Here is a 22,925-nt window from a genome sequence, read left to right on the forward strand (position 1 = left end):
TGTAAGACGATATCTTTTCTATATGCATAAATTAAAATGATTATAAAAACAATGGCAAATAAGCTGCCGAAAATTATTTGATTGGTACTAAACATGGCATTAAATTTTGGCAAATTTACAAAAACAAACCCATAAGAAGCCGTTTTAATTCTATGGAATTATTAAGAAACAAGTCTAGTGTTAATCCACTTCTCATTAATTTCCCTTTTTAAATAAATCACTGAAATTTCGACTGTTTAAAGTATCATTTTGTAATTTGATAGCTTAAAAAATTAAACTCACCAACTATGAAAAATAAAATTGAAGCCGTTAAAGCTTTTCACACCTCTTTTAAAATTGGACATCTTGATTCACCAAAGGCCGATTTAGGAGCCGCAAAGAATATGTTGCGTTATAAGCTGATGCGTGAAGAGAATGAGGAATATTTAGAAGCTACTACTAACAACGATTTGGTTGAGGTTGCGGACGCTTTAGGTGATATGCTCTATATTTTATGCGGCACCATCATTGAACACGGTATGCAACATAAAATTGAAGCTGTTTTTAACGAAATTCAACGCAGTAATATGAGTAAATTAGGAGCAGATGGGGAGCCTATTTATCGCGAAGATGGGAAAGTACTAAAAGGACCAAATTACTTTACACCTGATATCAAAAAGATTCTAGATACCGAATAAAAAAAGCAGCCAACGGGCTGCTTTTAATTTTAATCTATAATTCTTATTTAATTTCATAACGCCATCCGTGCTTGTCATCGGACAGGTTATGTTGAATGTTTAATAAATATTTTTTAAACAAAGTTGCGTAAGCATCGTCTTGATCAGGAATTTCGAAAACTTCTTCCGAATGCTCAAAAGCAGAAATCGGACTAATTACAGCCGCAGTTCCTGTTCCAAAAATTTCTTTTAAACTACCATTTCTTGCAGCTTCTTTTATTTCACTAACCGTAACGCGACGAACGTCAACTTTTATGTTATTATCTTCCGCTAACTGAATAATACTTTTTCTAGTAATGCCATCCAAAATACGATCACTGATAGGTGCCGTTACCAAAGTATCATTAATTCTAAAAAAGATATTCATAGTACCAGCTTCTTCCAAATACTCATGGGAACTAGCGTCGGTCCAAATAATTTGTTGGTATCCTTTTTTCTGTGCTAAACTGGTTGGGTAAAATTGCGCAGCATAGTTTCCGGCAGCTTTTGCAAAACCTACACCACCATTTGCAGAGCGACTATAAGTTTCAGCAAAAAGAACACGAACTTTCCCTGTGTAATACGCTTTTGCAGGCGAACAGATAATCATGAATCTGTAAGCTTGTGCTGGCGCTGCAGAAATTGCAGGTTCAATAGCAAATACAAAAGGTCTAATATATAAGGAGTTTCCAATACCTGGCTTAATCCAATCTTTATCCATTTTCATCAAGGTCGTTAAACCTTCCATGAAATAATCTTTTGGAAATTCAGGAATCGCTAATCGCGCAGCTGAAATATTAATACGTCTATGATTGTCTTCTGGACGGAATAAAAACGCTTTGCCATCGTCATCTTTGTAGGCTTTCATACCTTCAAAAACAGCTTGTCCATAATGTAAAACACGTGCAGAAGGTTCAATAGTCATAGGTTGATAAGGCACAATTTTTGGCTGTTGCCATGCGCCATCTATATAATCACAGTAAAACATATGATCTATAAATTTCTTACCAAAATCTAAATTATTAAAATCAACGTCGTTAATTTTTGTCTTGTCAGACGTTTCTATATCGATTTCCTGATGTATTGAATTCTGCATAATTTTATAACCTTTTGGTTTTGCAAAAGTACTCATTTTTAGAATTATAAAAAACTTAAAATTTACTTAAAAAAACCTATATTTGGCATTCCAATTTTAAAAAATAGAAAAGATGAAACATATATTTATTGCTATTTCCTTGATGTTTAGTATCATGTCTTGTAATAATTCCGATAAAAACACAGATGCTGTAGAATTAGTTGAAGTAGAAACCACGGAATTAGCTTATGCATCTTTTGGTGATAAAATTGAAGCAGATAACGCTTTGACTGCTGCTGAAATTAATGAGAAATATAAAAACATGAAGCCGGGTGACACCTTACAAACTAAAGTAATGGCCAAAGTGAATAGTGTTTGTCAAGCCAAAGGTTGCTGGATGCGTTTAGGATTGGACAATGACGAAGAAGTCATGGTTAAATTTAAAGATTACGGTTTTTTTATGCCGAAAAACATCGCTGATAAAGACGTTATTATTAATGGTAAAGCTTACGTTACAGAGGTTTCGGTAGACGAGCAACGTCATTATGCTGAAGATGCTGGAAAAACATCAGAAGAAATTGCTGCTATTACAGAACCAAAACGCACGTTGTCTTTTGAAGCCGATGGTGTTTTGTTAATTGAAGACTAATGAAGCAAATTTTAGGCTTATTAGTTATACTTTTTTTTATGTTCGGCTGTAATAACTCCGAAGAAAAAATGCTGCCTGAAAAAGTGGAAAAACAAGACATTGTTTATGATATGTACGAGCCGTCCGAAATGGCGAATCTTATGAATCAGATGTATGCTTATAATTTAACCATTAAAAACGCCATTGTTGCAGGCGAAGACATTGAAGAATTTCCTTTAGACTTCTTAAAAATCCATTCTGCTGAATTATCGGATTTTAAAAAACGCAATCTTACTTTTGAAAGTTTCTCAAAGCTTTTCATAGATGCGGAAAAAGAATTGTATAATCCAGATTCAGAGATTTCAGAAACCGACCGATTTAATAATGTGGTAAATCTTTGCATTTCCTGTCACCAAACGGAATGCACCGGGCCTATTCCACGTATTAAAAAGTTGTTAATCCAGTAATTTTGAAACGTCAAATAATTACAACGGGTGATGGTTCTAAAACCATTCAAATTGAAGATTGGAATGAACAATACCATTCCATTCATGGCGCTATTCAAGAAGCAAATCATGTATTTATTAAAACGGGTTTTGATTACGTTACAGCCAACTCTAAAGTAGATAAAATTGCTATCCTTGAAATTGGTTTTGGCACGGGTTTAAATGCGATAATTACCTTATTAAAAACTATTAAAGATCAAATTACCGTTGATTATGTGGGTGTGGAGGCTTATCCTGTTATACTTTCGGAAATAGAACAACTCAATTATCCAGAACTTTTAGAGGATGAATTGGCTTCAGAAAAGTTTAAAGCCATGCACAATTGCCCATGGGAAATTCAAACAGAAATTTCTGATAATTTTCAACTTACCAAATACCAAAAAAGATTTGAAGCTATTTCAAATTCCAATCAATTTAACCTGATTTATTTTGATGCTTTTGGAGCACGAATTCAGCCAGAATTGTGGACCGAAGCTATTTTCCAAAAAATGTATAGAGCTTTGAAACCCCATGGTGTTTTAGTTACATACGCTGCAAAGGGAAGTGTGCGTCGTGCCATGCAAGCTGTTGGTTTTAACGTCGAGCGCTTGCCTGGACCTCCTGGAAAACGTGAAATGTTGAGGGCTACAAAAATATTTAGTGAATAGAATTAAATAGCATACTTTTTATCTTAACAGTATTTCTAATTTATAAACCATCACATTTATAAAAGTGGATTATTCTTATAGCTAATCTTGTCTTAAATCTGTTAAACCTTCATTAAATGCCGTAAGATTCAGCACCTCAATACCTATCTTTATATAAAAATTGTGAATGAAGGTTTTAATTACAGGCGCTACAGGGTTAATCGGTAAGGCTATTACTGAACAATGTCATAAACAAAATATGACGGTTCATTACTTAACCACTTCCAAAGAAAAAATTAAACATACAGAAGATTATAAAGGTTTTTATTGGAACCCAACCGAAAATAAAATTGATTTGGCATGTTTGGATGGTGTAGACGCGATTATTAATTTGGCGGGTGCATCTATTGCGCATCGTTGGACGGCGAGTTATAAAAACACCATTATAAATAGTAGATTAGACACGCTCCGATTAATTAAAGAAACACTTCAAAATAATGAGCACAGCGTTAAACATGTTATTTCCGCTAGTGCTATAGGAATTTATCCAGATTCATTAACTAATTATTATGAAGAAGATACAACAGCTGTATCAACTAGTTTTTTAGGAACGGTTGTAGAGCAATGGGAAAAAATGACGGATACATTTAAGGAACTCGACGTTTTAGTTTCTAAAGTGCGAATTGGTTTGGTATTAGATGAAAATGACGGTGCTTTACCACAAATTGTAAAACCCATTAAATTTAACCTTGGTGCTGCCTTTGGAAGTGGTGATCAATGGCAATCGTGGATTCACATTAATGATTTAGCAGGTGTTTTTGTTTTTGTATTAACGCATCAAATAGAAGGTGTTTCTAACGGTGTTGCTCCAAATCCTATAACGAATACGGAGTTAACAAAAACGGTAGCTTGCGTTTTAAAAAAGAAATTGTTCTTACCTAATATACCAAAAGCTATGATGTCGCTTATTTTAGGCGAGATGCATGTCTTACTGTTTGAAAGCCAACGCGTAAGTAGTAAAAAAATAGAAGAAGCAGGTTATCAATTTGAATTTGTACATATTAAACCTGCCTTACAAGATCTTTTGACATAAAAAAATCCGCTACTAGTGTAGCGGATTTTTAATAGTATTTACAAATTTAATTATGCTTTGTTAGCAGTAATTGTAAGTTGTAATTCCATTTCATCATTGATGAATTTATCTCCTAAATTATCAAAAAATGATTTTGAACCATATTTCACATTCCATTTAGAACGATCAATAGTAAATGTTTCGCTTGTAATAGTTACAGAACCATTGTTTTCAGTTACTGTTACTGGAATAGTTACGTTGTTTTCAGTATCTTTCATTTTAAGATTTCCTGAAAGCATAGCTTTACCATTTTCATTTGTAAATCCTGTTACTTCAAAAGCAGATGCTGGAAAAGCTTCTACATCAAAGAAATCTGGACTTTTTAAATGACCTGATAATTTAGCGTGATCTTCACTATCAACTGGAAGATCTGTTACATTAAGTGAAGCCATATCAATAATAAAACTTCCACTTTCAACAGCATCACCATTTAAAGTAAATACGCCGCTCTCAACTTTAATTGTACCTGTATGAGATCCAGTAGGTTTGAAACCTTTCCACATAATAGTTGAAGCTTCTGTATCAACTAAGTATTTTGTAGAAACTTCTGTAACTTCTGCAGCAACTTCTGCATCTGTGGTTTCAACTTCAGCCGCTTTATCTTTACAGCTTGTAAAAGTAATAGCTAATGCTAATGTCAAAATTGTTAAAAAACGATTTTTCATTGTTATAAATTTATTTTAGTGTTAAGCGGCAAAAGTACAACAATCCCACTAAATTTTATAAAAATTAAATTTAATTTATTTCGTGACATTTTGACATTTTTTGGATAATGGCAGTACTTTTGCCATCCATTAAAAGTATTTAAAAAATAAGGGTACAACATGAGCAAAAAAGATAAAAACGACGATTCTGCAAATGAGCAGATAGATGATCAGCATATAGATAATTCGGAGGAAACGACAGAAGATACGAGAACGGTTGAAGAACAGTTGCAAGATTCTTTAGCGCAAGAAAAAGATAAATTTTTACGCTTGTTTGCTGAATTTGAAAATTATAAAAGACGTACTGCCAAAGAACGCAGTGATTTATTTAAAACGGCAGGTCAAGACGTCATGGTAGCTTTATTGCCAATTTTAGATGATTTTGATCGTGCTTACAACGAAATATCAAAAACTAAAGAAAAAGATCTTTTAAAAGGTGTGGAGTTAATTCGAAATAAACTGAATTACACACTTGAAAATAAAGGTTTGGAACTTATGGAATTAAAAACCGGTGATGATTTCAATGCAGATAATCATGAAGCCATCACGCAAATCCCAGCACCTACAGATGCTTTAAAAGGTAAAATTATTGATGTAGTTGAAAAGGGATATAGGTTGGGTGATAAAATAATACGATTTCCAAAAGTAGTTATAGGACAATAATATGGCAAAAAAAGATTATTACGAGATTTTAAATATTGATAAAAATGCCACGGCAGTCGAAATAAAAAAGGCATACCGTAAAAAGGCATTAAAATATCATCCTGATAAAAATCCAGATAATAAAGAAGCAGAGTCTAAATTTAAGGAAGCAGCAGAAGCTTACGAAATATTAAGTAACGCCGATAAGAAATCACGTTATGACCAATTTGGCCATCAAGCTTTTGATGGTAACGGTGGTTTTAGCGGCGGTAATATGAATATGGATGACATATTCAGTCAGTTTGGCGACATTTTTGGCGGTGCATTTGGCGGCGGCGGTGGTTTTTCTGGATTTGGAGGCGGTTATGGCGGTGGCGGACAACGTCGCGTTAAAGGAACCAATATGCGAATTCGCGTTAAATTAACGTTGGAAGAGATTGCTAACGGTGTTGAGAAAAAAGTTAAAGTCAGACGTAAAGTTCAAGCGCCCGGAACCACTTATAAAACCTGTGATGTTTGTAATGGTGCTGGTCAAGTAATGCGCGTTACAAACACTATTTTAGGTAGAATGCAAACAGCATCTACTTGTACTAATTGTGGTGGCGCAGGACAAATTATTGACAAAAAACCAAATGATGCCGATGCACAAGGTATGTTGGTTCAAGAAGAAACCGTTTCAATTAAAATTCCTGCTGGCGTAGTAGACGGCATGCAATTAAAAGTTACAGGAAAAGGTAATGAAGCACCAGGAGGCAATAGTGTTTCCGGTGATTTATTAGTAGCGATTGAAGAAGAAAATCATGCAACTTTACAGCGTGAAGGTGATAATTTGCATTATGATTTGTATGTAAGTTTACCAGATGCCGTTCTTGGAACTTCAAAAGAAATAGATACTGTAACAGGAAAAGTGCGTATTAAAATTGAAGCGGGCGTGCAGTCTGGGAAAATTTTAAGATTACGTGGTAAAGGGATTCCATCCATAAATGGATATGGAAAAGGTGATTTATTAGTACATGTAAATGTATGGACACCGAAAACCTTAAATAAGCAACAAAAAGATTTTTTCGAAACCATGAAGGATGATGAGCATTTTCAACCGAAACCAGAAATTGGTGACAAATCATTTTTTGAAAAAGTAAAAGATATGTTTTCGTAAACAATAAGATACCTCAATGAAAATCCGCCTTTATGGCGGATTTTTTATTTTTAAATTAAGTTATTTGATTTCTTTCTGTTATGGTTCAATAAAAAGTACTATATTTGGTTTATTACTATGATTCATAGTAATAATTTTTCTTTTTCATAGCAATTTTTTCCCATCCTTAAGCGTAAGTTTTAGGATGGGTTTTGTTTTTAAGACCATTTGCTTAATTTCTATTTAATAATTTCGGTGAACAGTCGTACATTTAATATATTTACGTCTTACACTTAATTAACATCAGGTATGGGTAACTTATTAGAAGCGCACAACGTTTCTAAAAAATTCGGGAATTATACGGCATTAAACAACGTTTCTATTGATGTTCCTCAAGGCAGTATTTTTGGGCTTTTAGGGCCAAATGGTGCAGGAAAAACAACACTTATTCGCGTTATAAATCAGATTACCATGCCAGATTCGGGCCATGTTATTTTAGATAATCAACCTTTACAAAATCATCACGTTAAAGATATTGGCTACTTGCCCGAAGAGCGCGGCCTTTATAAATCCATGAAAGTGGGGGAACAAGCGCTTTATCTAGCACAGCTAAAAGGCTTGAGTAAAGCCGAAGCAAGAAAGCGACTTGCCTATTGGTTTGATAGATTGGATATGGGCGACTGGTGGAATAAGAAAATCCAGGAACTTTCTAAAGGGATGGCTCAAAAAGTCCAGTTTATTGTTACCGTTTTACATGAACCTAAATTGCTGATTTTTGATGAACCCTTTTCGGGTTTTGACCCCATTAATGCTATTTTAATTAAGGACGAAATTTTACGACTTCGAGATGAAGGCGCTACCGTGATATTTTCAACACACCGTATGGAATCTGTTGAGGAATTATGTGATCATATTGCATTAATTCACCAGTCTAATAAAATTCTAGATGGCAAATTAATCGATATTAAAAAACAATTCAAAACCAATACGTTTGAAATTGGAATTCGAGCCACCAACGAATTGGCTTTAGAGATAGAACTATCTGAAAAATTCACGGTGACACCAACCAGTTTTAAAACGTTGGGAAATGAATTAAAGCGTAATATTAAATTGGCTGAAAATCAATCGCCAAACGATTTATTAAGCTTTTTAACCAGTAGAGGTGAAGTATCACATTTTGTAGAAATAATACCAACTGCTAATGATATTTTTATTCAAGCAGTAAAGAATAATTAGTTATGAATCATTTACCTCTCATCATAAAACGCGAGTATTTTACGAAAGTTAAAAACAAGTCGTTTATAATCATGACTGTTTTAAGTCCAATGATTATGATTGCTTTAATTGCGGTTGTAGCGTATTTGTCTCAAATAAATAAGAATTCAGAACGCACCATCGCTATTTTAGATGAATCTGGATTGGTTTCACCTATTTTCCAAAATTCAGAAAACACAGAATATATTGTTTTGGAGAATATGTCTTTGGAGGCGGCCAAAACACTTACTGAAACACAAGGAAACTACGGTTTACTTTACATTGGTAAATTTACCGATGTCAAGGACGCTGATAAATTTATTAAATTTTATTCGGAAGAGTCGCCTTCTATCACGCTTATCAACAGAATGGAAAGCAAACTAGAAAAGCATTTAACCGATTTAAAGTTAGAAAGCCAAGGTGTTGACATTGAAAAAATTAAATCTTCAGAAACCCGTGTAACCATAACTCAAGAGAGTTTTATGGGCCAGAAAACATCAAAAATTGATAGTATTGTTAAACTCGTTTTTGGTGGTGCTGCAGGTTATTTGTTGTTTATGTTTATCATTATTTATGGGAATATGATTATGCGTAGCGTGATTGAAGAAAAAACGAGTCGGATTATTGAAATTATAATTTCTTCCGTGAAACCAATGCAACTCATGCTCGGTAAAATTATAGGAACGTCTTTAGCCGGTGTTACACAATTTGTTATTTGGATTATTTTAGGAGGTTTACTCCTAACTATTATTTCGGGTATTTTCGGGATAAATTTAATGGAAGCGTCGCCTTCTGGACAATTATTAAGTCAAGCAAGTACCGATTCCAATATACCGGATGTGGCGCAAAGTGTAATAATGGCTTTCTATAAATTGCCGTTAACCAATTTAATTTTCGCTTTTCTCCTGTTTTTTATTGCTGGTTATTTACTTTATAGTTCATTATATGCTGCAATTGGTGCAGCTGTGGATAATGAAACCGATACGCAGCAATTTTTATTTCCTATTTTAATGCCGCTTATTTTAGCCGTTTATATTGGGTTTTTCACGGTTATTGAAAATCCACACGGAACCATTTCAACTATTTTCTCATTTATTCCATTTACATCGCCAGTCGTTATGCTTATGCGTATTCCGTTTGGTGTTCCTATATGGCAACAGGTTGTATCTTTAATTATTTTAATTGCTACCTTTATTTTCACCGTTTGGTTTGCTGCCAAAATATACCGAGTAGGTATTTTAATGTATGGTAAAAAACCTAGTTACAGAGACATATTAAAGTGGATAAAATATTAAATTAAAGCATGCAGAATAATTTAGATAATATAGAAGAGGCTGTTACCGAAAGTGGCATTTGGGAAACTTTTATCGATTTTTTAAATTTAGGCTTCGAGTTTGGTGATCAAGAAAATCCGTTTAGTATCACCGTTGGTCTCGTTTTATTGATCATCGTTATTTTTTTAGTGACAAGTATCATTTTAAATTTTCTGAAACGGCTTTATGCCAGGCGTTTGCCCCAGGAAGATAAAGCCAAATTCAACACGGTTTTTTCTTTCGGTAGATGGCTAATTTATCTAATTGTGCTACTAATTATTGTTGATTCTATAGGCATCAACGTTACTACTGTTTTTGCTGCATCAGCAGCCTTATTAATTGGTATTGGTCTCGCGCTTCAAACCTTGTTTCAAGATATTATTTCTGGTGTAATTATGCTTATAGATCAAAGTTTACATGTTGGCGATATTATTGAAATTGAAGGGAAAGTAGGGCGTGTAGAAGAAATTAAATTACGAACCACACGTGCTGTTACTATTGATAATCGCGTATTGGTTATTCCCAATCACTTGTATCTAACAAATAGCTTATACAATTGGACACAAAACGATATTTCCACGCGTGAGAGTATTTCAATTGGAGTGGCCTATGGGAGTGATACGCTTTTGGTAAAACGTTTATTGATGCAAGCAGCAAATTCGCATCCAGAAGTTTTAGATCAAGAGTCAACAGTGGTGTTATTTACTGATTTTGGAGATAGTTCTTTAAGTTTTAAAGTTATTTTTACGGTTCGTGATAGTTTTAAATCGCAATTTCCTAAAAGTGATATCCGTTTTGAAATTGATAAACTTTTTAGAGAACACGATATTTCCATACCTTTCCCACAAAGAGATATTCATATTATTGAGAAAAAATAATAAATATTATGCCAAAAATATTAGTAATAGAAGATGAAGCGTCTATTAGACGTGTGCTTGTAAAAATTCTTTCAGAAGAAAATGACACCTATGAAGTTGAAGAAGCCGTTGATGGTTTAGAAGGCATTGAGAAAATACGCGATAATGACTACGATTTAGTGTTTTGCGATATTAAAATGCCGAAAATGGATGGTGTTGAAGTTTTAGAAGCGGCCAAAAAAATTAAACCGGAAATCCCTATCGTTATGATTTCTGGGCACGGCGATTTAGATACGGCTGTAAATACGATGCGTTTAGGTGCTTTCGATTATATTTCAAAACCACCCGATTTAAACCGCTTATTAAATACCGTTCGAATTGCTTTAGACACCAAGGTTTTGGTGGTTGAAAATAAAATGCTGAAAAAGAAAGTCAGCAAGAATTACGAAATGATAGGTGAAAGTGACGCCATTTCTCATATTAAAGATATGATTGAAAAAGTAGCGCAAACTGATGCTCGTGTGCTTATTACAGGTCCAAACGGAACTGGAAAAGAATTAGTAGCGCATTGGTTACATCAAAAAAGCGACCGTTCTAAAGGTAATTTGGTAGAAGTAAATTGTGCTGCTATTCCTTCAGAATTAATTGAAAGTGAATTATTCGGTCATGTAAAAGGGGCTTTTACGAGTGCCATAAAAGATCGTGCTGGTAAATTTGAAGCCGCCAATGGTGGTACTATTTTTCTAGACGAAATTGGCGATATGAGTTTATCCGCTCAAGCCAAAGTGTTGCGAGCGCTTCAAGAGAACAAAATTCAGCGTGTGGGTAATGACAAGGATATCAAAGTGGATGTTCGGGTTATTGCGGCAACTAATAAAAATTTAAATGTTGAAATTGCAGAAGGTCGTTTCCGTGAAGATTTATACCATCGTTTAGCGGTTATTTTAATTCAGGTGCCGTCATTAAATGACAGACGAGAAGATATTCCATTGTTAATCAACTATTTTTCTGAAAAAATATCTAGTGAACATGGAACGGTTAAAAAGGAATTTTCAGATAAAGCTATTCAGCAATTACAAGAATATGATTGGACAGGAAATATAAGGGAACTTCGCAATGTGGTGGAACGATTAATCATCCTAGGTGAAAAAGAAATTAGTGTGGACGATGTGAAAATGTTCGCCTCTAAATAAATTTAAAATGTCTGAAACGCTTCAGGCATTTTTTTTTTGATGTCATTTCAAAATTTATCAGCTTTAATCCAAAATACAAAGCGCTTTTATAGCGTTAATATTTATGTATATTTATAACTTAATTCTAATTTCAAAGTCCATTATATGAAATCCATAAAACCAGACGATTTTAAAATCAATGCAGACGTTGACTTAAAAGATCTTGATACCAAGTTCGATTTAAAAGTCGATAAAGATAAAATTGAAGATGAATTAGAAGATGTTTGTAAAGATCTAGCAAAAATTCAAAACGCCATGTACGCACATGGAAAATATGCGGTTTTAATTTGTATTCAAGGTATGGATACCGCTGGAAAAGACAGTCTGATTCGTGAAGTTTTTAAGGAACTTAATGCGCGTGGTGTAGTGGTTCATAGTTTTAAAACACCTACAGATTTAGAACTGAAACACGATTATTTATGGCGTCATTATGTGGCGTTGCCTGCTCGGGGTAAGTTTGGTGTATTTAACAGAACGCATTATGAAAATGTTTTGGTAACGCGTGTGCATCCTGAATATATTTTGAATGAAAATTTACCAGATGTTTTATCCCTAGAGGATATTGATGTAGCTTTTTGGGATAAACGTTTTGAGCAAATCAATAATTTTGAAAAAACGATTGCTCAAAATGGTACGATTATTTTTAAATTCTTTTTAAATATTTCGAATGAAGAACAAAAAAATAGATTGTTAAGACGTTTGGATAAAAAGAGTAAAAACTGGAAGTTTTCTCCAGGCGATTTGAAAGAGCGCAAACTTTGGGATCAATATCAAGCCTGTTATCAAGAAGCTATTTCTAGAACGGCCAAACCGCATGCGCCTTGGTTCGTCATCCCTTCTGATGATAAACCAACAGCTAGATACATTGTTGCCAAAATCCTTTATGATACTTTAAAGTCTTACAACGATATTCGTGAACCCGAATTGGATGACGCTATAAAAGCGCAAATCCCAGCTTATAGAAAGCAGTTGGAAAATGAATAATATTATAATTTCTATTAGAATTTAATCTAAATATTTAACCTTACTACTTTTATGAAGCCTTGTTTTTTTGCTGTAATTTTCTTTTTAGTATTTAATGTGTCTGCACAAACGGATGCTGAAATATTTAAATCTATTTATTCAACCTCTTTAACGAATGGTAAAAGTTATCATTGGCTAGATTATTTGTCCAATCAAATTGGTGGCCGATTATCAGGTTCTTTAAATGCTGAAAAAGCCGTGGCTTACACAAAGGAAGAATTAGAATTATTGGGTTTAGATAAAGTTTGGTTGCAGCCAGTTATGGTTCCAAAATGGGTAAGAGGCGGCAAAGAATATGCGTTTATTGAAACCGCTTCTGGTTTAACCAGCACCGTTAATATATGCGCATTGGGCGGATCTATTGCAACGCCTATCGGTGGTTTAAAAGCGCAGATTGTTGAAGTTAAAAGTATAGAAGCACTAAAAACTTTAGGTAAATCGGCCGTTTCAGGAAAAATCGTGTTTTTTAATGGCGCCATGCAAGCGGATTTAATTCAAACTTTTGAAGCTTACAGTGGCTGTTCAGAACAACGTTATGCCGGTGCCATGGAAGCTGGAAAGCTTGGTGCTGTAGGCGTCATTGTACGTTCCTTGAACTTGCGTTTAGATGATTTTCCACATACAGGAAGCATGACTTATGGCGATTTGCCAAATTCACAACGCATTCCATCAGCAGCTATTAGTACGAACGATGCCGAGAAGTTAAGCAGCATGTTAGCGTTGGATAAGAATATTAAATTATTTTTTAATCAGACGTGTCAGCAGTTACAAGACGTACAGTCATATAATGTGATCGGTGAAATTACAGGAAGTCAATTTCCTAATGAATATATCATTGTTGGCGGCCATTTAGACTCTTGGGATTTAGGTGATGGCTCTCATGATGATGGTGCTGGAACCGTGCAATCCATGGAAGTTTTACGCTTATTAAAAGAAAGTGACATAAAACCAAAACGTAGCATTCGGGTGGTGTTGTTTATGAACGAAGAAAACGGTTTACGCGGTGCCACAAAATATGCCGAAATAGCCAAGCAGAAAGGCGAAAATCATATTTTTTCTTTAGAAAGTGATTCCGGCGGATTTACACCACGCGGTTTTGATTTTCAATCTGATGATGCTTTTATGACGAAAGTTGAGGGTTGGAAATCCTTATTTAAACCCTATTTAATACATTATTTTGAAAAAGGGTATAGCGGAGCAGATGTGGCACCATTAAAAACAGATTCTAATGTATGTGCCGGCTTACGTCCAGATTCTCAACGCTATTTTGATCACCATCACTCGGACAATGATCTTTTTGAACATGTAAACAAACGTGAATTGGAATTAGGCGCCGCTACCATGGCAAGTTTGATTTATTTGGTAGATAAATATGGAATTTAGAAAGCGTCTATACTTCCTATTAAAACTAAACTAGATTTAGCAATAAAACCCAGGCCCATGGAAAAAGCACATCTACATCAAATACATCCTGTTTTACCAGTTCAAGATATGGTATCCGCCTTATTTTTCTACGTGCATAAACTCGGTTTTGAAATTGCATTTGCAGATAGTCCTAAAGAACCAACTTATGCTGGAATCCGACGTGGCGCTATTGAAATACATTTACAGAAACAGGATAAAAAATCAGGGCAAAGTGGTTTAGGTGCTGCCAACTTGCGGATTGTAGTTCAAAACATGGAGCGTTTGTATGTGGAATATGAAGCTAATGGGGTTTTTCAAGGACCTGTTCAAATTACTAAAACGGCATTTGGAACCAAGGAATTTACAGTGATTGATATGCATCAAAACAGCTTAACATTTTATGCTCAAAGTAGTTAATTGATAATGCTTTCATCAAAACATTCTTAACCAAGATATTAATAGCTTACTTATACAGATTAAAAAGGGATCTTAAATTTATATCATCTAGCACTTAAACGTCTAGCAGGTTCGTTTTATCCAAAAATTCATTTTTTTTAAGTTTAGCATTTCGGTTTTTGTACATTTAAACCGCTATTAACTTAATATAATAAAATGAAAAAAAAATTACTCTTCTTATCGACATTTGTAACGCTTTTAGGTTACGCTCAAGCACCCATTAACAATTTTTTTAGTATTCCTTTATCATCTTATGCTATTGTAGAATCTACACCAGCACTAGATCAAACCGTTGCCGGCCCAGGCATTACATGGAATTTCACCAATTTAACCGCATTAGGCACAAATACAGATTCCTATGCTGCGCCTTCTGCTGCCGATTTAGGTACTTACCCAGGAACTACGGAAGTTCTGACGGTTACAACAACAGGTTTACCGGAACAAAATAATATTTTCGCCAAAAAAGTGGGAACGGCTTTTTCGTTTACAGGACTTTCTGCATCGGGAATAACCTTAAATTATGCCACTAATAATGCGTTATTGGGTAATTTCCCTATGACGTATACTAATTCTAATTCAGATAGTGTTGCAGGAAATTTCACAAGTGATGCGGCATCTGGAACTTTTACAGGAACTATTACAACAACAGTGGATGCTCATGGAACTTTAAATATGAATGATCTTGGTCAAGGTGCATATAGTGGAAACGTAACACGATTAAAAGTTGTTCAAAATTTAAACTTGTCTGTTTTTATTTTTAATGGAACCGTTGATCAAACATCGTATTACTATTATGACAATATGAATGGTAATGTTGTATTTAGATCTAATACGGCCGTTATTGTTTTTACTTTTGCCGGCGTTAATGATACCATAACACTTATGGAAAGTTTCTTAACGAATCCGCTGTCCACAACTAAAAACGATTTAGTTCAAAATACGTTTCAGGTAATTCCTAATCCTGTTACTGATGTAGTAAATATTCATTATAATGCGCCAAACACGATTCAGTCTATTCAGATTTCAGATATGAATGGTCGTATAATTATTCGTAATAATGAGGCTTCAAAATCGGTAGATGTTTCCGCTTTACAAAGTGGACTTTACATGGTTACGATTCAAACATCTAGTGGTGTTTTAACGAAGAAGTTTCTTAAGAAATAAATTTTCAAGCAAACCGCAAACAACTTTTGAAATTTATTGTTTAAAAGCGTTAGGTTGATTACTTTTGTGCAACGAAAATTTAATGATTTTCTCTTTCTGAGAAAACGACAAACGAATTTATAAGATGAATTTACACGAATATCAAGGAAAAGAAATGTTAAGTAGTTTTGGTGTACGTATCCAGCGTGGTATAGTTGCTCAAAATGCTCAAGAAGCAGTTGCAGCTGCCAAAAAACTAACAGAAGATACAGGTACGGGCTGGCACGTAATTAAAGCGCAAGTTCATGCTGGTGGACGTGGTAAAGGTGGTGGAGTTAAGCTTGCAAAGAACCTTGAAGAGGTGGAAAGAATTGCAGGTGAAATCATTGGAATGGATTTAGTAACGCCACAAACTACTGCTGAAGGTAAGCGTGTTCATCAAGTATTAGTTGCTGAAGATGTTTATTATCCTGGAGATAATGAACCAGAAGAATATTATATGTCTGTTTTATTAAATCGTGCTACAGGTCGTAACATGATTATGTATTCTACGGAAGGTGGAATGGATATTGAAACCGTTGCTGAAGAAACGCCTCATTTAATTTTTACGGAAGAAGTAGATCCTGCTGTTGGTATTATGCCATTTCAAGCACGTCGTATTGCTTTCAATTTAGGTCTTTCTGGTAATGCTTTTAAAGAAATGACCAAGTTTGTTACCGCTTTATATACAGCTTATGACAAGTCTGATGCTTCTTTATTTGAAATTAACCCGGTGTTAAAAACAAGTGATGATAAAATTATGGCTGTGGATGCGAAAGTAACCATAGATGATAATTCATTATTTCGTCATAAAGATTATACGGCTTTACGTGATTTACGTGAAGAAAATGCAATTGAAGTAGAAGCTCAGGAATCTGGACTTAACTATGTTGATCTTGACGGTAACGTGGGTTGTATGGTAAATGGTGCAGGTCTTGCAATGGCAACTATGGATTTAATTAAGCAAGCAGGTGGTGAGCCAGCAAACTTTTTAGATGTTGGTGGTACAGCTGATGCCGCTCGTGTGGAAGTAGCTTTTGAATTGATTTTAAGAGATCCAAACGTGAAAGCTATCCTTATCAACATATTTGGTGGTATTGTTCGTTGTGACCGTGTTGCGCAAGGTGTAATTGATGCTTACAAAAACATGGGTAATATTGAAGTGCCAATTATTGTGCGTCTTCAAGGTACCAATGCTGATATTGCAAAAGAGTTAATTGATAATTCTGGATTAGCCGTTATGAGTGCTACAGAATTCCAAGAAGCTGCTGATAAAGTACATGAAGTATTATCTAAATAATTAGATATTTTAATCATAAAAAAAAGCTCTCAAATAATTTGAGAGCTTTTTTAGTTTATAAAAGTAAACCAAATTCGGTTTTAGGATTGTTACTTCATCTGCAGTTCGAAATGATAGAAAAGGTTCAATTTTAATATTTTATTGAATTGAAGCTTTTTAAAATGAGCCTACTAAATCGGTGCTCTTAAAGTCTAAAAACACCTTACTTTTTTTCTGGTTTTTTAACCGCTGGTTTTTTTGCTGCTTCAACTTTTGGATGTGCAGTTGGTTTGGCTTTCTTTTCAGTTTTTGGACCACGTAAGTGAATTACTAAACCGTTTAAGAAATTTCGGAGTATTTGGTCACCACATTCCATGTATTTTGGATGATCTTCTTTTCTGAAAATAGCACCTAATTCACTGGTAGTAATTCTAAAATCTACGAGTTCTAAAATTTTGACGATTTCGTCATCGCGAAGTTGCAATGCAACACGTAATTTTTTGAAAATATCGTTGTTTGTCATAGTGCTTACTATTAGTTTGTTTTACACGCCGAATTATGAAAAACCGACGAAATGCATTTTTTGTATAAATAACTGAAAATCAATTAATTAAATCGTTAATTTGGAGTAATAGTAGGAAATTAACGTTAAAATGCATTCAAATTTTCGACAAGTTACAATTTATCACGGATTATTAAATAGTCTTTGTGCGTATCTTTATACACTAAATATTAATCCATTCCTCATGATAATTAACCGGGTTGAAAAATTAAGTCTCCTGTCAGAAATGATTTCATTTGCTAAAAATGAAAGCGACTTGAAACCAATAGAATACAGTTTTCTATTGGCGATAGCGAGGCAACTTGAAATTTCACGAGAAGATTTTGATTACCTGATTGAAAACCCCATTAATTACGTGCATTTAAAATCGCATAGCGAACGTATTGTACAATTCCATCGCTTGGTTTTATTGATGAATATAGACGACGACAATTCACCAAAAGAAAAGATTAAACTTCATAATTACGGATTACGGATGGGTTTAAGCCATGAATCCATTAATAAAGTATTGTATTTAATGGAAAGCTTTCCTAATAAAATTGTTCCGCCAGACGTGTTAATCGATATTTTTAAAGTACAATATAATTAACTACACCTTCAACTTCTCTAATTTATCTTGATAACTTTTAATTAAATCCCTGAATTGAGCCGCTTCTAAAAAGTCTAAAGCTTTGGCAGCTTGTTCCATTTGTTTCCGGTTTTCACGGATTTTCTTTTCTAACTCCCCTTTATTCAAATACTGATTTTCAGGTTCTGCAGCTTTGGCAGCTTCCAACGCGTAACTATAGGTACTAACCGAGTTTTTAGTTAACGCGTTATCTAAACTTTTGTTTAACGCTGTTGGCACCATATTGTGTTTGGTGTTGTATGCAATTTGTTTTTCGCGTCTGTACTCGGTTTCATCCATCGTTTTTTGCATGCTTTTAGTAATTTTATCAGCATACATAATGGCTTTACCGTTGAGGTTTCTTGCGGCACGGCCAACCGTTTGTGTTAATGATCTTGCCGAACGTAAAAAACCTTCCTTATCGGCATCTAAAATGGCAACTAATGATACTTCTGGTAAATCTAAACCTTCACGAAGTAAGTTAACGCCAACTAAAACATCAAAAAGACCTTTTCGCAAGTCCTGCATAATTTCCACACGTTCCAAAGTATCCACATCACTGTGAATATAGCGGCTGCGAATTTGAATCCGATCTAGATATTTAGTCAGTTCTTCCGCCATACGCTTGGTTAAAGTGGTTACTAAAGTGCGTTCGTCTTTTTCAATACGCTGGTGAATTTCTTCAATTAAATCATCAATCTGATTTAAACTTGGTCGTACTTCAATTACCGGATCTAACAATCCTGTTGGGCGAATAATCTGCTCCACAAAAACACCATCGGTTTTTTGTAGTTCATAATCGGCTGGAGTGGCACTCACATAAATAACCTGATTTTGAAGGGCTTCAAATTCTTCAAATTTCAAAGGACGGTTATCCATAGCGGCTGGTAAACGGAATCCGTAATCTACTAAATTTAATTTTCTGCTGAAATCCCCACCATACATAGCATGGACTTGTGAAATGGTTACGTGACTTTCATCCACAACCATCAAATAATCGTCTGGGAAATAATCCAATAAACAGAACGGTCTCGTGCCAGGTAATCTGCCGTCTAAATAGCGCGAATAGTTTTCAATACCCGAGCAATAACCCAATTCCCGAATCATTTCTAAATCAAATTCGGTTCTTTCTTTTAAGCGTTTTGCTTCTAAATGTTTTCCTATTTCTTTGAAGTAATCATATTGCAACACCAAGTCGTCCTGAATGCTTTTTATAGCACCTTGTAAAACGTCTGGTGACGTTACAAACATATTGGCTGGGTAAATATTGAGTCGGTCGTATTTTTCAATCAGCTCATTAGTTTGCACATTAAAGGCTTCAATTTCTTCAATTTCATCGCCAAAAAAGTGAATTCGGAAAGCATGATCATCATAACTTGGAAACACATCAACCGTATCGCCTTTTATGCGGAAATTACCATGATTAAAATCGGCTTCCGTTCTAGAATATAAACTTTGAACTAAACGGTGTAATAATTTTGTTCGTGAAATAACTTGATCACGTTCTATAGAAATAACGTTTTTTTGAAATTCTACTGGGTTTCCAATACCGTATAAACAGGAAACTGATGCTACAACAATCACATCACGTCTGCCCGAAAGTAGGGAAGAGGTTGTGCTTAATCGCATTTTTTCTATTTCCTCGTTTATAGATAAATCCTTTTCAATATAAACTCCAGAAACAGGAATGTAGGCTTCCGGTTGGTAATAATCGTAGTAAGACACAAAATATTCTACCGCATTTTCAGGAAAAAACTGCTTAAATTCAGAATATAATTGAGCAGCTAATGTTTTGTTATGCGCTAAAACCAAGGTTGGTTTTTGTGTTTCTTCAATAACATTGGCAACCGTAAATGTTTTTCCGGAACCTGTAACACCTAAAAGCGTTTGGTACTTTTCTTTCGAGTCAATGCCTTGCACTAATTTTTTAATAGCTTGAGGTTGATCGCCAGTTGGTTTAAATTCGGATTGTATTTTGAATTTCATGTATTTTTTTTAATCATTTTTCGCTGTTTCCGCAGTATAGAGACGGATTGCAAATAATTTTACCATTTGGTAATCACTATTTTGCAATGCTTTTTTGAATATTGCAAAATTACAGAAAACCTATCCTATTTTTTAATGCGCTGAAATTTTCTATGGTAGCGCTAACAAGGATAGTAACGAATTGTTCAATTAGTCGTAAATACTTGTAGTTACTATCTGACCAACGAAAAGTGTCCTAAATATTCTTTTCCATTAGGCATGGTTGCACGATACCAATAATCCTCAGAACCTAAATCTTGACCGTTGTAGGTGCCATTCCATCCAGAACTCACGGCATTTAACTGTTTGATAAGTTTTCCATATCTATCAAAAATAGAAATCTTTAATTGTCGTGTGCTTGCGTTTATACCTAAAGGTCTCCATACATCATTTTGACCATCGCCATTTGGTGTGAAAAATTTAGGAAAACCCAATACTGAAACTTCTTGCGTAATAAAACCGCAGCCTCTGGTGTCATTAACCGTTATCGTGTGAATTCCCGCGGAAACATTTGTGAAAGTGGCACTATTTTGAAAACTACCAGAATCTAATGCAAATTCATAAATGCCTTCACCTGAAACTGAAATAGTAATGGTATTATTGGAAGAGGCTTCTTGAACTGAAATATCTGTAATTGTTGGACTGTTGGATGCTAATACTTCAATTATTCTTGTTGATGAACAACCGTCCGAATTAGTCACAAGAACCGAGTAGGTTCCTATTTCATTAATTTCAATTTGAGCTGAATTCTGCATCAAATCGGTTCCATTTAAAAACCATTCATAATCGTAATTATTCGTCTGACCACTTGGAATTCCTGATGAAATTGAAATGGTAGTTGGTGACAAATTTAGACAGTAGTAAACGCTATAGTCTGGAAGCAATTCAGGTTTATCAAAAACGAGTAAATCTAAAGTAGTGAACGCATAACAGTTTCCATTATCGCTTATTTTTATAAATAAAGTATCCGAATTTGGACTATTCGTATTTTCATAAGTTCCCGAAATAGGATTGCTTTGACTCTCCATGTCTACTTGCGATGCGTAGAAAGAAACGGAAGCTGTATTTGGAACATCTGGTTGTGAAACTATAAATGTTGATAAATCTGAGATGTTAAAAGTCGTGATGCCATCAAAATCGGTATCACAAGCGGAAAAAGCTGGCAGGTTTACAGCATTATTAGCAATGTCTAAAATTACTTCCGCAATTGCAGGACAGCCATTAGAATTTAATACACGGGCAAAAACCGTTTGTAAAACAGTTGTATTACTAAAATTACCTGGATTTGTAATAACATCGTTGCTTGCTGATTCTGCACCGGCAAAACTGGTGTAAAAATTTTCAATATTCAGTTGCTGATCATTATTAGTAACAGCATTTCTGGCACCCCACAAATTGTAGGTTGTAAGTCCGTTTAAATCTAAATCACAACCAATAAGTGTGGTATTTGATACAATAGGATCTGGCGCGTATTCTATAATTATATTCCCAGAACTCAAACAGGCTCCATCAATTACTACTTCAACAGCATAGTCGCCTGGCTGCGAAACGGTGTAAGTAGCATTCACTTCTCCTGGAATTTCCGTTCCGTTTCTAAACCATTTATAGGTGTTGTTTCCGGGTTGAAATGCATTTAATTCTAAAGTTTCATCCGTGCAAAGTGCCCTGTTTTCAGCAATGATGCGATCTCTTCCTAAATTAGAACTTAATTGAAAACTGCCTGCTTCTAAAAAAACGGCAGAATCATAGCGATAGTTTATATGGTCTGCAATTACCAACTTTACATGATACGTTGTGTTAGGAACAACATTCGCGACTGCTGTTAAAACTTTCGTTTGACCATTAAAATTTATAGGCGCATTTGGACCATTCCAACCACCAAAATACTGTGAATTAATAGGGTCGCAGTATCCTGGAATTCCGGAGTGAACAGTAGTAACCTTTATAGGTGTTTGAGTTCTAGGAACAATAGCTATATTGGTATATTGTGTTTCGTTTTCTGGGCGAATAAGGAATCCGAATAAATCAGAATAGCGACAGGTATTAGGATCTCCTTGCTGATATTCTTCCGAAGCAAAAATGTAGCGGAAGCTAATTTGATTGGCAATGGCTTCAAAAGTAAATTCTAAAGTGGTGGCGTTAACGGTTTGGGATTCATTAAGAACATCTTGCAAATCTTGATCGCCAGCCCAATTCGGCGCATCATCATCACTTAAACTTGTATTGGGACCGGCCGCATTTTGCAAGCGTCCAGTAGAAAGAATAATACCACTTTGAAAAGGGAAATTGGAATTGTTGTTTTCAAAATACCCATAACTTAAATCGGTTCCATTAAAATTTCCACTAATGGCGTTTGTCACAACAACGTTGGAAATACAATCGCTGTCAATAAGTACATCTTCAACAAGTTCTTGCGGTCTATAAATGCGGGCGTCAACCTCCACATTTTGAGACCACGACAGTAACGATAAAAAACAGGTAATTATAAAAAGGGCATTTTTCATTCCTAGCAATTGGACTGCAAAGATACGTAATAACATTTTTTATAACACAAAAGCTAACCTAGCATTTTTTTTCTGGTGATATCC

At 34.7% G+C, this 22,925-nt stretch carries 22 protein-coding genes; 17 read left to right on the forward strand and 5 right to left on the reverse strand.

Annotated features, from left to right (window positions below; translation table 11 throughout):
• Positions 1-287 precede the first annotated feature (287 nt).
• Entirely contained in the window at positions 288-677 is a 390-nt protein-coding gene (locus ES674_RS07235) for a pyrophosphohydrolase domain-containing protein (RefSeq protein WP_148403275.1), read from the forward strand.
• A gap of 43 nt (positions 678-720) precedes the next feature.
• Here ES674_RS07235 and ES674_RS07240 read toward each other — a convergent pair whose 3' ends face one another.
• Positions 721-1,791 carry a branched-chain amino acid aminotransferase gene (locus ES674_RS07240; protein WP_148403276.1) on the reverse strand — a complete coding sequence of 357 codons (1,071 nt, stop codon included), beginning with the start codon at positions 1,789-1,791 and terminating at the stop codon, positions 721-723.
• Between the two features lie 112 nt (positions 1,792-1,903).
• On the opposite strand from ES674_RS07240, the gene ES674_RS07245 reads away from it, so the two are divergent.
• The 4 genes from ES674_RS07245 to ES674_RS07260 all read left to right on the forward strand — a co-directional run bounded on the left by ES674_RS07245 (position 1,904) and on the right by ES674_RS07260 (position 4,623).
• Entirely contained in the window at positions 1,904-2,419 is a 516-nt protein-coding gene (locus ES674_RS07245; protein WP_148403277.1) for a DUF4920 domain-containing protein, read from the forward strand.
• A complete protein-coding gene (locus ES674_RS07250; RefSeq protein WP_148403278.1) occupies positions 2,419-2,865 on the forward strand; it encodes a hypothetical protein in 447 nt (148 codons plus the stop codon). The genes ES674_RS07245 and ES674_RS07250 overlap by 1 nt, the downstream gene beginning before the upstream one ends.
• Positions 2,866-2,867: 2 nt before the next feature.
• Complete coding sequence (gene mnmD, locus ES674_RS07255; protein WP_148403279.1) at positions 2,868-3,551, forward strand: tRNA (5-methylaminomethyl-2-thiouridine)(34)-methyltransferase MnmD; 684 nt, start codon at positions 2,868-2,870, stop codon at positions 3,549-3,551.
• 166 nt (positions 3,552-3,717) lie between these two features.
• On the forward strand, positions 3,718-4,623 hold the full coding sequence (locus ES674_RS07260) for a TIGR01777 family oxidoreductase (protein WP_148403280.1): 906 nt from the start codon (positions 3,718-3,720) through the stop codon (positions 4,621-4,623).
• A gap of 50 nt (positions 4,624-4,673) precedes the next feature.
• On the opposite strand, the gene ES674_RS07265 is transcribed toward ES674_RS07260, so the two are convergent.
• A complete protein-coding gene (locus tag ES674_RS07265; protein ID WP_148403281.1) occupies positions 4,674-5,327 on the reverse strand; it encodes a YceI family protein in 654 nt (217 codons plus the stop codon).
• A 159-nt stretch (positions 5,328-5,486) separates the two neighbouring features.
• Here ES674_RS07265 and ES674_RS07270 point away from each other — a divergent pair, with 159 nt between their 5' ends.
• From ES674_RS07270 to sucC, 11 genes are all read left to right on the forward strand, one after another.
• On the forward strand, positions 5,487-6,029 hold the full coding sequence (locus tag ES674_RS07270) for a nucleotide exchange factor GrpE (protein WP_148403282.1): 543 nt from the start codon (positions 5,487-5,489) through the stop codon (positions 6,027-6,029).
• A gap of 1 nt (position 6,030) precedes the next feature.
• Positions 6,031-7,164: a molecular chaperone DnaJ gene (gene dnaJ, locus ES674_RS07275; RefSeq protein ID WP_148403283.1), complete on the forward strand. Its 1,134-nt coding sequence runs from the start codon at positions 6,031-6,033 to the stop codon at positions 7,162-7,164.
• Between the two features lie 288 nt (positions 7,165-7,452).
• Positions 7,453-8,379, forward strand: a complete 927-nt coding sequence (locus tag ES674_RS07280; protein ID WP_148403284.1) for an ABC transporter ATP-binding protein — start codon at positions 7,453-7,455, stop codon at positions 8,377-8,379.
• 2 nt (positions 8,380-8,381) lie between these two features.
• Positions 8,382-9,692 (forward strand): ABC transporter permease, encoded by a 1,311-nt coding sequence (locus ES674_RS07285; RefSeq protein ID WP_148403285.1) that lies wholly within the window; start codon positions 8,382-8,384, stop codon positions 9,690-9,692.
• Between the two features lie 8 nt (positions 9,693-9,700).
• Positions 9,701-10,588 (forward strand): mechanosensitive ion channel family protein, encoded by an 888-nt coding sequence (locus ES674_RS07290; RefSeq protein WP_148403286.1) that lies wholly within the window; start codon positions 9,701-9,703, stop codon positions 10,586-10,588.
• 8 nt (positions 10,589-10,596) lie between these two features.
• A complete protein-coding gene (locus tag ES674_RS07295) occupies positions 10,597-11,760 on the forward strand; it encodes a sigma-54-dependent transcriptional regulator (protein WP_148403287.1) in 1,164 nt (387 codons plus the stop codon).
• Between the two features lie 144 nt (positions 11,761-11,904).
• On the forward strand, positions 11,905-12,783 hold the full coding sequence (locus tag ES674_RS07300) for a PPK2 family polyphosphate kinase (RefSeq protein WP_148403288.1): 879 nt from the start codon (positions 11,905-11,907) through the stop codon (positions 12,781-12,783).
• A gap of 51 nt (positions 12,784-12,834) precedes the next feature.
• A complete protein-coding gene (locus ES674_RS07305) occupies positions 12,835-14,205 on the forward strand; it encodes a M20/M25/M40 family metallo-hydrolase (RefSeq protein ID WP_148403289.1) in 1,371 nt (456 codons plus the stop codon).
• A 57-nt stretch (positions 14,206-14,262) separates the two neighbouring features.
• Complete coding sequence (locus ES674_RS07310; protein ID WP_148403290.1) at positions 14,263-14,643, forward strand: glyoxalase superfamily protein; 381 nt, start codon at positions 14,263-14,265, stop codon at positions 14,641-14,643.
• Positions 14,644-14,838: 195 nt separating this feature from the next.
• Positions 14,839-15,846 carry a T9SS type A sorting domain-containing protein gene (locus tag ES674_RS07315; protein WP_148403291.1) on the forward strand — a complete coding sequence of 336 codons (1,008 nt, stop codon included), beginning with the start codon at positions 14,839-14,841 and terminating at the stop codon, positions 15,844-15,846.
• Positions 15,847-15,970: 124 nt separating this feature from the next.
• A complete protein-coding gene (sucC, locus tag ES674_RS07320) occupies positions 15,971-17,164 on the forward strand; it encodes an ADP-forming succinate--CoA ligase subunit beta (RefSeq protein ID WP_148403292.1) in 1,194 nt (397 codons plus the stop codon).
• 202 nt (positions 17,165-17,366) lie between these two features.
• Here the strand turns inward: sucC and ES674_RS07325 are convergent, their stop codons facing one another.
• Positions 17,367-17,666 carry a DUF1456 family protein gene (locus ES674_RS07325; protein ID WP_148403293.1) on the reverse strand — a complete coding sequence of 100 codons (300 nt, stop codon included), beginning with the start codon at positions 17,664-17,666 and terminating at the stop codon, positions 17,367-17,369.
• A 226-nt stretch (positions 17,667-17,892) separates the two neighbouring features.
• On the opposite strand from ES674_RS07325, the gene ES674_RS07330 reads away from it, so the two are divergent.
• Positions 17,893-18,294: a TerB family tellurite resistance protein gene (locus ES674_RS07330; protein ID WP_148403663.1), complete on the forward strand. Its 402-nt coding sequence runs from the start codon at positions 17,893-17,895 to the stop codon at positions 18,292-18,294.
• Here ES674_RS07330 and uvrB read toward each other — a convergent pair whose 3' ends face one another.
• Both uvrB and ES674_RS07340 read right to left on the reverse strand, forming a co-directional pair.
• A complete protein-coding gene (gene uvrB / locus ES674_RS07335; RefSeq protein ID WP_148403294.1) occupies positions 18,295-20,298 on the reverse strand; it encodes an excinuclease ABC subunit UvrB in 2,004 nt (667 codons plus the stop codon).
• 212 nt (positions 20,299-20,510) lie between these two features.
• Positions 20,511-22,877, reverse strand: coding sequence for a T9SS type B sorting domain-containing protein (locus tag ES674_RS07340; RefSeq protein ID WP_246125986.1), 2,367 nt, complete (start codon positions 22,875-22,877; stop codon positions 20,511-20,513).
• Positions 22,878-22,925 lie beyond the last annotated feature (48 nt).

Source organism: Bizionia myxarmorum, from assembly GCF_008086205.1.
Lineage (GTDB): Bacteria > Bacteroidota > Bacteroidia > Flavobacteriales > Flavobacteriaceae > Algorimicrobium > Algorimicrobium myxarmorum.

What these genes read in the sequence shown, in the direction of transcription:
- dnaJ (WP_148403283.1), top strand. Translation starts at nt 6,031, where the DNA reads ATGGCAAAAAAAGATTATTACGAGATTTTAAATATTGATAAAAATGCC.
- ES674_RS07235 (WP_148403275.1), top strand. Translation starts at nt 288, where the DNA reads ATGAAAAATAAAATTGAAGCCGTTAAAGCTTTTCACACCTCTTTTAAA.
- ES674_RS07340 (WP_246125986.1), bottom strand. Translation starts at nt 22,877, where the DNA reads ATGTTATTACGTATCTTTGCAGTCCAATTGCTAGGAATGAAAAATGCC.
- ES674_RS07245 (WP_148403277.1), top strand. Translation starts at nt 1,904, where the DNA reads ATGAAACATATATTTATTGCTATTTCCTTGATGTTTAGTATCATGTCT.
- ES674_RS07240 (WP_148403276.1), bottom strand. Translation starts at nt 1,791, where the DNA reads ATGCAGAATTCAATACATCAGGAAATCGATATAGAAACGTCTGACAAG.
- ES674_RS07285 (WP_148403285.1), top strand. Translation starts at nt 8,382, where the DNA reads ATGAATCATTTACCTCTCATCATAAAACGCGAGTATTTTACGAAAGTT.
- ES674_RS07305 (WP_148403289.1), top strand. Translation starts at nt 12,835, where the DNA reads ATGAAGCCTTGTTTTTTTGCTGTAATTTTCTTTTTAGTATTTAATGTG.
- ES674_RS07295 (WP_148403287.1), top strand. Translation starts at nt 10,597, where the DNA reads ATGCCAAAAATATTAGTAATAGAAGATGAAGCGTCTATTAGACGTGTG.
- ES674_RS07265 (WP_148403281.1), bottom strand. Translation starts at nt 5,327, where the DNA reads ATGAAAAATCGTTTTTTAACAATTTTGACATTAGCATTAGCTATTACT.
- ES674_RS07270 (WP_148403282.1), top strand. Translation starts at nt 5,487, where the DNA reads ATGAGCAAAAAAGATAAAAACGACGATTCTGCAAATGAGCAGATAGAT.
- ES674_RS07250 (WP_148403278.1), top strand. Translation starts at nt 2,419, where the DNA reads ATGAAGCAAATTTTAGGCTTATTAGTTATACTTTTTTTTATGTTCGGC.
- sucC (WP_148403292.1), top strand. Translation starts at nt 15,971, where the DNA reads ATGAATTTACACGAATATCAAGGAAAAGAAATGTTAAGTAGTTTTGGT.
- ES674_RS07280 (WP_148403284.1), top strand. Translation starts at nt 7,453, where the DNA reads ATGGGTAACTTATTAGAAGCGCACAACGTTTCTAAAAAATTCGGGAAT.
- ES674_RS07325 (WP_148403293.1), bottom strand. Translation starts at nt 17,666, where the DNA reads ATGACAAACAACGATATTTTCAAAAAATTACGTGTTGCATTGCAACTT.
- ES674_RS07310 (WP_148403290.1), top strand. Translation starts at nt 14,263, where the DNA reads ATGGAAAAAGCACATCTACATCAAATACATCCTGTTTTACCAGTTCAA.
- ES674_RS07260 (WP_148403280.1), top strand. Translation starts at nt 3,718, where the DNA reads ATGAAGGTTTTAATTACAGGCGCTACAGGGTTAATCGGTAAGGCTATT.
- ES674_RS07290 (WP_148403286.1), top strand. Translation starts at nt 9,701, where the DNA reads ATGCAGAATAATTTAGATAATATAGAAGAGGCTGTTACCGAAAGTGGC.
- ES674_RS07300 (WP_148403288.1), top strand. Translation starts at nt 11,905, where the DNA reads ATGAAATCCATAAAACCAGACGATTTTAAAATCAATGCAGACGTTGAC.
- ES674_RS07315 (WP_148403291.1), top strand. Translation starts at nt 14,839, where the DNA reads ATGAAAAAAAAATTACTCTTCTTATCGACATTTGTAACGCTTTTAGGT.
- uvrB (WP_148403294.1), bottom strand. Translation starts at nt 20,298, where the DNA reads ATGAAATTCAAAATACAATCCGAATTTAAACCAACTGGCGATCAACCT.